We start from the raw sequence: 8,715 nt of genomic DNA on the forward strand, positions 1-8,715 counted from the left end.
TAAAAATTCATCTTACTTAGACTTTAACTCCCCCTGCCCCCTTTTTAAAAAAGAGGGGATTGGGGGAGTTGTTTTTTTCAGTTTCGGATTTAGAGTTTTAATCTCCGGATGCAATAATTCCGCTATAAATTTTAGAGTTTCAGGAAATGTTACAGGTGTCGGGCTGCAAAGCGCATATGAATCAATAATAAAAATTTTCTTATTTTTTACTGCCTGAAGCATGCTGTATTTTTCCCATTCTTTTTTTTCCTCTTCGCCTGTAATCCCCATGTCTGAAATCAAAATCACGCAAGGATCATTCTTCAGAAGCTCTTCTCTTGAATAAAGCCCGCTTTTTAAGCCTTTTGTTATATTTATTCCATTCGCAAATTCAATAAAATCATTGCCAAACATATCGCCGGTTAACGCGAATAAGGGTTTTGAACCTAACTGGACAAAAACACTTGTTTTCCTGGTACCTCTGACTTTTGTTTTTAGTAAATCCACCTTTTTTTTTGAATCGCTGATAATCTCTTTGGCTTCTTTTTCTCTCTCCGCTATTTTCCCAAGTTTTAAAAAATTCCCGCACAGTTCTTCATAATTTTTTGCCAGAGGGAAAACAACAACATTCACACCCACTTCGGCAAGTTTTTTGACGGCGTTCACATCCGTTAAATTTGACGCCAGTACATAATCGGGTTTAAGGCTCATAATTTTTTCAAGATTAACCTCCATTACAGTCCCTACACGTTCAATCCTGTCCTCTGCTTTGCAGTAAACCGTGCACCCGATAAGTTTATCCGGAACATTCAAAAGATAAAGTTCATCAGTCAATACCGGCGCCAAAGATATTATTCTTAATGGGTTCCCTGAAAAATTTCCCTGCTGAAAAACAAAAAATACAAATAAAATCAAGACTAAAACTTTTCTTATTTTTTTAAAATCCATAATAAAAATAGTCCGCATGACAGGAACAAACCGGAGGAAATATACGCTATAAAAATACTCTCTTTTATATGTTTTTTATCCAACGAATTTATCCCGTCTCCGATAAATGGTTTTGTAATACTTACGGAATTGTAAAAATTTGCTCCGCCCAATCTTACTCCTAAAGCTCCTGCGACTGCCGCTTCCGGTATTCCGCTGTTTGGGCTCGGATTTTTATCGCCGTCTCTTCTTATAATTTTCCATGAATTAAACATATTTTTTCCCGCCAAAAAACCTGCTAAAGGCAGAAATAAAAGCGACAATCTCGCCGGTATATAATTCGCGGCATCATCAACTCTCGCAGAAAACCACCCGAAATCCCTGTATCTTTCATTTTTATAACCGACCATTGAATCCAGTGTATTAACTGCCTTATAAGCCAAAGCTAAAGGTGCGCCGCCAATAAAAGCGTAAAAAAGAGGGGAAATTATACCATCTACGATATTCTCCGAGACAGTTTCAACAGCCGCCCTTATGATCTCCTTTTCATCCAGGTTACCCGTATCTCTCCCGACAATTTTACCCAGCCTCTCACGTGCTGATTTTATATTATTATTTTCCAATTCATCATAAACGGACATGCTTTCATCTTTCAAATCCTTTATTGACAGAGCTGTATACACGCAAAAAACAGAAAAAACCAGGCCCAAATTTTTATTTATTGAATAAAGATATTTATCAATAAAATATACTGACAAATAAACGCCGCCGGCAATTAAAATATTAAAAATGACACCCGCGGTTTTTTCGTTTTTTATCAATTTACGCATGACCGGTTCCAATTTACCTGCTGTAAAACCGATGCCTTTTACCGGGTGAGGCAGCCATCCCGGATCGCCGAATATCAAATCCAATATGTAGGCTAAAATAACAATATTTATCCTTTCAATCATACAACCCTTTTTCTTAAATCTAACATTTTATAAATCAAACCCATATTCAAATTCTCTCTCAGCACATTCGCCAGTTTATCAAATTCTATATCCTGGTCATAATTTGTCTCTGTTTTTAAAGGTTCCCATCCCTTTGCAATTCTAATCCTGTTTAAAAAATCCCTTCGGAACTTATCACTTTCAAACAATCCATGGATATACGTTCCTATAATTCTTCCACTCTTATCTATCATCCCGTCATAATCATTTGTTTCTTTACTTAAAATTTGGAATAATGGTTTAAAACCTTTTGGAACATTCGTTTTGCCATGATGTATTTCATAACCGGAGATATTTAAACCAGATTTTAAATGCTTACCTCTTACCTGTGTCAGAGTTTTCTCTTTTTGCAGATTTGTTTCAATAGGCAATAATCCTAATCCGTCAATTTCTTTATTTTTAGATTCTATGCCATATTTATCAAATATTTTTTTACCAAGCATCTGATACCCGCCGCAGATACCGATCAGGACCGTAAACCGTGAACCGTGAATCGTGAATAAAATTTTTTCAGCAAAGCCTGATTTCCTGAGATATTGCAAATCACCGGTTGTGTTCTTTGTTCCGGGGAGGATTATAATGTCAGGATTGCCTAATTCTCCCTGACTTCTCACATATCGCAATAACACATCAGGTTCTTTCTCAAGCGGGTCAAAATCAGTAAAATTGGAAATGTGAGGTAAATAAATTACCGCCACGTCCAATAATTTTTCCTTCTTCTCTTTTTGCTCTACTCTCTTTGCTCCACTTGTCCGCCGTGGAGGATGCACCATGCTTTCTATCGGCACCGAATCCTCCTCCGGTATCCTTACATCACGGAAATACGGAATCACACCAAGAACTTTTATCCCTGTGCGTTTTTCCAGAAATTTTATCCCTGGTTTAAGAAGATTTATGTCCCCGCGGAATTTATTTATTATTATTCCCCTTACCCTGTTTCTTTCCCTTCCGGTCAACAGTTCCAGCGTCCCGACCACCCATGCTAACGCCCCGCCTTTATCAATATCACAAACCAGGATAACAGGCGCTCTGGCGTATTCCGCCATTTTCATATTTACAAAATCATGCGACTTTAAATTTACCTCAGCCGGGCTTCCCGCCCCCTCGATAACAACAGCTTCATATTTATTGATCAGCCTATCAAAAGACTTATGGACTGTCTTTACCAGGCTTTTTTTATGTTTTATATACTGGACAGCCTCCATATTTCTGAGCGGTTTTCCTAATACAATTACCTGCGCGCATGTATCGGTGTTCGGTTTAATTAAAATAGGGTTCATTTCAACAGAAGGCTCAATACCCGCGGCATGCGCCTGGACCGCCTGCGCCCGTCCGATTTCCCCTCCTTCTTTCGTGACATATGAGTTCAATGCCATATTCTGTGCTTTAAAGGGGCAGGCCATGAAACCATCCTGCAAAAATATTCTGCAAAGTCCAGCCGTAATTACGCTTTTCCCGACACCTGAACCGGTCCCGCAGACCTGAATAGCTTTAGCTTTTTTCACCCAAAACATCCTTTAATGCTTTAATTAATTTGATATTTTCACGCCGTTTTCTAATTGCGACCCTGAAATATTCATTATTCAATCCCCTGAAATTCCCGCAGCTTCTGATCAAAATGCCTTTTGAAATAAGTTTATCTTTTAATTCATCTGCATTTTTGATTTTTCTGTTTCGAAGTTTGCATAATATAAAATTGACACTTGGGCAAAATACTTTAACACCCTCTGCTTTCCTGAGATTATTGAATAAAAAATCCTTCTCGGTGGAAATATTTTTCCTGGTATCTTTAATATATTTGTCTGCCTCTAAAATATCTTTTACTGCAGCCTGCGCGAATAAATTCACGTTCCACGGGTATTGAATGCCGCGGAGCATTTTTATTAAATCTTTATGTCCTGCCGCGTATCCGATTCTTAACCCGGGAATCGCATACAATTTTGTCAACGACCTTATTACAATTAAATTTTTTGTTCTATTAACTTTCTCTATTAAACTAAATTCCTCACCATTAAAAAGAAACCCAATAAAAGCTTCATCCACTACCATAAGTTTATTATTTATTTCGCAATACTTAACCAATTCAAAAAGTTCATCTTTTTCCAAAAAATTTCCCGTCGGATTATTCGGGTTGCCCAAAAAAACTGCATCCATATTTTTAAGCAGCTTTTCTACTGCCTGGATATCAATCTTAAAATTGTCTTTTTCCTTTGTTTTATGGAAAACAATACCTGATTTATTTGCCTTTAACGCAAACTCATATTCGCTGAATGCCGGTGTAATAACCAAAGCGTTTTTAATATTTAAGGCCCTTGGGATTAAATAAATAAGTTCTATTGACCCGTTTCCCGCGATCAGATTATCTTCTTTTATGTTGTGATAAGCCGCTAAAAGCTTTTTGACACCGGTTGATTCCGGTTCAGGATAATTAATCAACCTGTCAATATTTCTTATAATATTAATCTTTAAACTTTTAGGAATACCCAGAGGATTTATATTTGCGCTGAAATCAACCAGCCTTTTATTTTCAGGATAAAGCCATATATTCCCGCCGTGAATTCGATTTATCATTTTCCCCTCTAAAAATCCTTAAATAAAACCAAAACTAAACTAAATAAAAGAACTATAACCTCGCTGATTTCACTTGCCGCACCTATCGTATCCCCCGTCATTCCGCCTATTTTTCTCTTAAACCAGTTTACTATAAATAATATTGTAACTGCTGACAATATAAATATTAGTATTCCATTTATTTTTAGCAATACTGTGAATAGGCCCACTGTAAAAATTAGTCCAAAAACCAATTGTTTGTATGTTGTTTTGCCGACAAAATATTTTGCTTTGCCTTCTTTACGCGGATAATTGGTTTTATAACAGGCGGCCACCTGCATGAACTTACTGAATACCGCCATTAAAAAAATTATTTTCCAGAAATTTTCAAACGGCAGCAAAACTGTGAAAAGTGAATATTTTAAAATTATAAGACACACAATGCCAATAACACCCATCGCGCCAACATGGCTGTCCCTCATAATTTCTAAAATTTTCGAAAGCTCTTTATCCCCGTAAAAACCGTCACAGGTATCAGCAAAACCATCAAGATGCATCCCTCCGTAAATAAAAATCGAAATAATCAGAATCAGCGCGCTTTCAACTTGTATTGGCAAAAATCGTAAAGTGAAAAGGCTTAAAACCAGAACAAGCCCAATGATCGCGCCAACAACCGGGAAATAAGTTAAAGATTTGCCGAAATCTTCTTCCCTTAATTCACCATTGATATTAATGGGAAAAATGGTTAAAAATTGCAATGCGATTAGAAAATGTTTCATAATTATTTTGGGCGAACACATGGGTTCGCCCCTACAATTCTATGCACTATGCTCCATGCTCTATGCTTTTTTCCGATACACCCGCGCTTTCAAATGTCGCCATTTCATTCAGAATCTTTACACCCGCTTCAATCACAGTCATCGCAAGCGCCGCGCCTGTTCCTTCCCCCAGTCTTAAGTTGAGGTTTAGAACAGGATTTAACCCGATAAAATCCAAAATAACTTTATGGCCTTTTTCAACAGAGCAATGCGAAGCAATCATGTAATCTTTAGTTTTAGGCTCAATTGTATAGGCAACAAGCGCCGCCGCTCCTGAAATAAAACCGTCAATAACAACCGGCACCCTGTGTGAAGCCGCCGCAAGAATCACGCCTGCCAACCCTCCGATTTCAAAGCCTCCGACCTTAGACAAAACATCCAATCCGTCCTCTGGATTTGGTTTATTTATTAAAAGGCCTTTCTTGATTGTTTCTATTTTATTCGCTAATCCTTTATCATCAATCCCCGTTCCCCTGCCCGTAACATCTTCGGCCTTGCACCCTGTAATCGATGAAACAATCGCGCTTGAAGGAGTTGTGTTGCCAATCCCCATATCACCTGTCCCTGCAATATCGATCCCATTTTTTAATTCTTCTTCAAATATTTCAATCCCAGCCTCAATAGACCGAATCGCCTCTTCTTTTGTCATTGCATTCCCCTTCGTAAAATTCTTCGTCCCTAAATTAACTTTTTTCACTTTTAACTTTTCACTTTTAACTTTTAACTCTTCAGCCACTCCCATATCCACCACAACAACCCTCGCCCCCGCATGCCTTGCCAACACATTTATCCCCGCTCCGCCATTTATAAAGTTGTAAACCATCTGGGGCGTCACTTCTTTAGGAAACGCGCTTACGCCCTCTTCCGTTACTCCATGATCTCCCGCCATTGTAAAAATAACCTTACTTTTTAACAACGGATTATCAATCCTTGTAATTTCAACTACCTGTTTAGCCAGGTCTTCAAGCCTTCCCAGACTCCCCTGGGGCTTGGTAAGATTATCCAGCCTTTTTTGGGTTTTTCCCGCCAAAGAATTGTCTATTTTGTTAATCCTGTTTATTGTTTCTTTTAGTATCTGCATCTATTCTCCTTTTGTTTTTCCGGATTATTTTAAAAATATTATCTACAGTTTTCTTTTTATGTATCCAGTTACAATGCTCGCACGACCAGATATTTTTCTTAAACTTTATTGAATAAACATATTCCCCCCTGAGTTGATTTCCACAAGGATATAACGGGCAATAACAAAACGTGCAGTCTTCCAATCCTTCATGGCATGGATAAAATTTACAGAATTTGTTAGCTCTGCTTATCATTATTAGCTCCTACTCTTTATTTTTACGGGAACTCCCGCCTGCATAAAAACTACTTCTTCCGCGTTTTTTGCCATTATCTGATTAGCAAATCCTATTAAATCCGCAAACCGCCTTCCCAGCGGATTATCCGGAACCAAACTACTACCCACATCATTAGAAACCAAAATTACAGTCCGCTTGCTTTTTGAAACAACATTTTTTAATTTTTTAATTTTTTTTATTATCTCCGGTTCTTTTAATTCTTTAAGAAACAAATTAGACACTAATAAACCCAGACAATCAATTATTATTACTTCATATTCATTACCTGTTTTCTCTATCATCCCAGTAACATCTTCATTTTCCTCAATAGTCTTCCATGTTTTAGGCCTTGAGGATTTATGGAGTTTGATCCTCTTTTTCATCTCTTCATCAGAAGCGGTTGCCGTCGCGATAAATGCAACCTTTTTGCCCAGCTTTTTTGCCAATTGAACAGCATAAGAACTTTTCCCGCTTTTTATCCCGCCAAAAATAAAGATAAATTTATTCATCTTTGCTTTCCGAATACCCTCCTTTGCTAAAGCTTCGGAGGGTTATTTTCTTCACTTCCAACAGTGAAGAAAATAAAAAACCCTTAACACCAAAATATTGATGCTAAGGGTTGCACCCTGATTTAACTTCACCCTTTCCTCGAGGAAACGCGTAAACGTGTATATGCGTTGATGCGTATATGCGCTAAAATTCTTAATACGCGTCTATGCTTCACACTTCAACGCTTCTACGCAAGTACAGGCAGGTATTCTGGCTTTCCGGCACTTTCAGCAGCCTTCCCACCCCGATTTCACATCGGGACAGTGGCAAACAATCGCTAAAAGCTTCCTCTTCTCTTTCACGCATCCACGCTTTTGCGCTTCTACGCATCATCTCTTCAAAAAGGACCGGATTACAGCGGCGGGACCGCGCCGGTTTCCAACCGGCTTCCCTGAACCTGTAATTTCAAAAATTATTATATATAAAAACAAAAAAAAGTCAATTAAAATTAATGGATATCTTGCCTAAAATCCTTTTTGATATTTTTTCCCAAATATCACTTGACAATTTTATTGCGATGTTATAACATTGTAATAACCTTAGAAGAAATGGAGGCAAAATCATGTTAAGAAAAATATGTTCTGTCGGCAATAGCCAGGGGGTTTTGATACCAAAAGAAATCCTTAAAAAAGCGAATTTGACAACCGGCGATGAAATTGAATTAAGTTTTGAGGAGAAAAACAAAAAAATTATCATAAAGTCTGTAAAATCTTATCACGAACCGATAGATCCGGAGTTCGCGTCACAGGTCAAGGAATTTATCCAGCAATATAAACCCGCTTTGAAAGAACTTGCGAAAAAATGAAATACCTGACTACTGAACAAATTTTATTTATTCATTACCGGTTAATCGAAGAAACCGGCGGGAGCCATGGAGTCAGGGACACCTCACTGCTTAAATCCGCGCAGGCACGCCCTATATCAACATTCGGCGGAAATGACCTTTATCCTGATATTTTCACAAAAACCGCCGCATTGACGCATTCATTAATTAAAAATCATCCTTTTATCGATGGCAATAAAAGAACGGCGATAACTTCCGGCTCGCTTTTCCTGGCACGCAATAATTATTTACTGAAAGCTTCAAATGAAGAACTTGAAAAATTTACTTTGAAAATCGCCGCCCGGAAAATCCAGATTGAAAAAATCGCGGATTGGTTCAAAAAACATTCAATTATAAAAAATTAGCCATATTAATCTGTCTTTTTTTATTTTTTGCCAAAAGTTTACCTTTTCACGCTTTTGTCGACATAATCGTGAAAATATTAAAATAAAAGGCATTTTTTACGGTTTTGTCTATAATTATATTTGGATAGAAACAAATAGTAATAGATTTGAACGCGCCGATTTCCCCTTAACCCTCATCTTCAGCCGAGCCGTCAAATAAAATCTTCCCTGTTTTTTTTGAAATGATTAACCGTTAATAAATTCATACTTTGATTCCTGAGAAGTAACTCTTGATTTAGAAATTATACTATGCTATAAAGAGTCATGTATAAAAAAACTTCTCCCCAACAAAAATTATTCGGTATAGACACACAGTTATCCTCTTCATTGCGCAAT

General features: G+C 37.5%; 10 protein-coding genes and 1 riboswitch. Of the genes, 2 read left to right on the plus strand and 8 right to left on the minus strand.

Going from position 1 to position 8,715, the window contains the following annotated elements:
- Nucleotides 1–12 precede the first annotated feature (12 nt).
- The 8 genes from AB1498_12590 to cobU are packed head-to-tail and all read right to left on the minus strand — an operon-like array spanning nucleotide 13 to nucleotide 7,112.
- On the minus strand, nucleotides 13–927 hold the full coding sequence (locus tag AB1498_12590) for a helical backbone metal receptor (protein ID MEW6089129.1): 915 nt from the start codon (nucleotides 925–927) through the stop codon (nucleotides 13–15).
- Complete coding sequence (gene cbiB, locus AB1498_12595; protein MEW6089130.1) at nucleotides 909–1,859, minus strand: adenosylcobinamide-phosphate synthase CbiB; 951 nt, start codon at nucleotides 1,857–1,859, stop codon at nucleotides 909–911. Before cbiB ends, AB1498_12590 begins: the two co-directional genes overlap by 19 nt.
- A complete protein-coding gene (locus AB1498_12600) occupies nucleotides 1,856–3,403 on the minus strand; it encodes a cobyric acid synthase (protein MEW6089131.1) in 1,548 nt (515 codons plus the stop codon). Before AB1498_12600 ends, cbiB begins: the two co-directional genes overlap by 4 nt.
- Nucleotides 3,390–4,469: a threonine-phosphate decarboxylase CobD gene (gene cobD / locus AB1498_12605; protein ID MEW6089132.1), complete on the minus strand. Its 1,080-nt coding sequence runs from the start codon at nucleotides 4,467–4,469 to the stop codon at nucleotides 3,390–3,392. The genes AB1498_12600 and cobD overlap by 14 nt, the downstream gene beginning before the upstream one ends.
- Before the next feature lie 8 nt (nucleotides 4,470–4,477).
- Complete coding sequence (gene cobS / locus AB1498_12610) at nucleotides 4,478–5,227, minus strand: adenosylcobinamide-GDP ribazoletransferase (GenBank protein ID MEW6089133.1); 750 nt, start codon at nucleotides 5,225–5,227, stop codon at nucleotides 4,478–4,480.
- Between the two features lie 46 nt (nucleotides 5,228–5,273).
- Nucleotides 5,274–6,347 (minus strand): nicotinate-nucleotide--dimethylbenzimidazole phosphoribosyltransferase, encoded by a 1,074-nt coding sequence (cobT, locus tag AB1498_12615; GenBank protein ID MEW6089134.1) that lies wholly within the window; start codon nucleotides 6,345–6,347, stop codon nucleotides 5,274–5,276.
- The gene (locus tag AB1498_12620) at nucleotides 6,313–6,582 is read right to left on the minus strand and encodes a cysteine-rich small domain-containing protein (protein ID MEW6089135.1); all 270 of its coding nucleotides are present in this window, start codon (nucleotides 6,580–6,582) and stop codon (nucleotides 6,313–6,315) included. Before AB1498_12620 ends, cobT begins: the two co-directional genes overlap by 35 nt.
- A 2-nt stretch (nucleotides 6,583–6,584) precedes the next feature.
- Nucleotides 6,585–7,112, minus strand: a complete 528-nt coding sequence (gene cobU / locus AB1498_12625; GenBank protein MEW6089136.1) for a bifunctional adenosylcobinamide kinase/adenosylcobinamide-phosphate guanylyltransferase — start codon at nucleotides 7,110–7,112, stop codon at nucleotides 6,585–6,587.
- 222 nt (nucleotides 7,113–7,334) lie between these two features.
- Nucleotides 7,335–7,568: riboswitch (cobalamin riboswitch) on the minus strand.
- Between the two features lie 146 nt (nucleotides 7,569–7,714).
- On the opposite strand from cobU, the gene AB1498_12630 reads away from it, so the two are divergent.
- Together AB1498_12630 and AB1498_12635 are read left to right on the plus strand one after the other, a co-directional pair.
- The gene (locus AB1498_12630; GenBank protein ID MEW6089137.1) at nucleotides 7,715–7,957 is read left to right on the plus strand and encodes an AbrB/MazE/SpoVT family DNA-binding domain-containing protein; all 243 of its coding nucleotides are present in this window, start codon (nucleotides 7,715–7,717) and stop codon (nucleotides 7,955–7,957) included.
- Complete coding sequence (locus AB1498_12635; GenBank protein ID MEW6089138.1) at nucleotides 7,954–8,340, plus strand: type II toxin-antitoxin system death-on-curing family toxin; 387 nt, start codon at nucleotides 7,954–7,956, stop codon at nucleotides 8,338–8,340. Before AB1498_12630 ends, AB1498_12635 begins: the two co-directional genes overlap by 4 nt.
- Nucleotides 8,341–8,715: the final 375 nt, after the last annotated feature.

The sequence above is a fragment of the bacterium genome, from assembly GCA_040754625.1.
GTDB lineage: Bacteria > JACRDZ01 > JAQUKH01 > JAQUKH01 > JAQUKH01 > JAQUKH01.